The sequence below is a fragment of the Streptococcus pseudopneumoniae genome (genome assembly GCF_001072925.1).
GTDB lineage: Bacteria > Bacillota > Bacilli > Lactobacillales > Streptococcaceae > Streptococcus > Streptococcus pseudopneumoniae_Q.
The window spans coordinates 1-1,308 of sequence record NZ_JVHE01000026.1 but is presented as its reverse complement, the minus strand read 5'-3'; the positions used below and the strand labels follow the sequence as shown (position 1 = coordinate 1,308).

The following is a 1,308-nucleotide window of genomic DNA, read 5'->3' as shown; positions in this document are numbered from 1 at the left end:
TTTTGAATCTTTCAATTGGAAAGTGAACTCACCAGCTTTCAATTCACGACCTGCGAGAGCCTTACTGAAGTCAAACTTAGTCTTAACTGGAGCTACTGCAAAGTTGTTGAACTCTGTATCTGCAGGCATTGTAACATTAGCAGTCAAGACACCAGATGCAGCGTCTTTCGTTACATTAACTGTTACGACAGCATTCATTGAATCATAGTCAATGTTTGTGTCAGCACCAGCTACTTCACGTACAGTATAGGTATGAGCACCTTCTTTATCATAAGAAATCGCGTCAAACTGGATAGTTCCATCAGCCGCATTTTTCTTAGTTTGGATGACTTTGCCATTTTCAACTAATTCAAATGTGAAGGCATCCTTCGTAAGCTCTTTACCTTCAAGTCTCTTAGTGAACTTGAATTGAGCTTGTGTTGCAGTTGGGGTAAAGGTATTGTTAAATTCTTTATCTGCTGGAAGTGTTGCTACAGCTGTAAGTGCATGACCCGATTTCGTTACAGAAACTGTCACGTTAGCTTTCATGGTGTCGTAAGTCATTCCAGCTTCTTTAGTTTCTGGGATAACTTCCTCTACAGTGTACTTATGATTTCCAACTTGAGTATTAGTGAATGTTAAAGCATCAAACTTAACTTTACCATCAGCATCATTTTGCTTGGTTTGAAGAACTGTTCCTTCAGAATTTTTCAAGACAAAACTGAATTCGCCTGCTTTAAGTTTACGGCCTGCAAGAGCTTTGCTGAAGTCAAATCGAGCTGTTACTGGTGCCACTACATGGTTGTTAAAGACTTTATCATCTGCACCAGTTGCTTCACCACCTGTTGAAGTTATTTCAGTCTTAGCTGACAAAAGACCTGTAGTTGCATCTTTTGTAACAGTGACTTTCACTGCGATAGTCATTGCATCGTAGTCTACATCGGCTTTATTGCCCTTCACTTCTTTTACAGTATAGTTGTAGACACCTGCTTGGTCAAATGACAATTCACTGAAGTTAATCTTACCATTAGCCTTGTTAGTGACAGTTTCACTAACATTGTTGTCACCAGTCAAGGTAAAGCTGAAGTCTCCAGCATTCAAAGTACCATTTGAAAGGGATTTATCAAATTCAAGGTTTACTTTAACAGGAGCTGGTGTGAAGGTATTGTTGAATTCTCTATCTGCAGGAAGTGTATTGGTTGCTTTAAGAACGTGACCTTCTTTAGTAACAGTGATCGTTACTTCAGCTTTCATTGGGTCATAAGTCATTCCTGCTTCAGAACCTTGAACTTCTTCTACAGTATACTTGTGAGTACCAACTTGTGTATT

Annotated in this window: 1 protein-coding gene; it reads right to left on the bottom strand. The window is 39.1% G+C overall.

The genetic code is table 11. The features are described from left to right. Positions 1 to 1,308, bottom strand: a 1,308-nt coding sequence (locus tag ADH81_RS00980) for a Spy0128 family protein (protein WP_049525855.1), incomplete at both ends; no start/stop codon positions are given.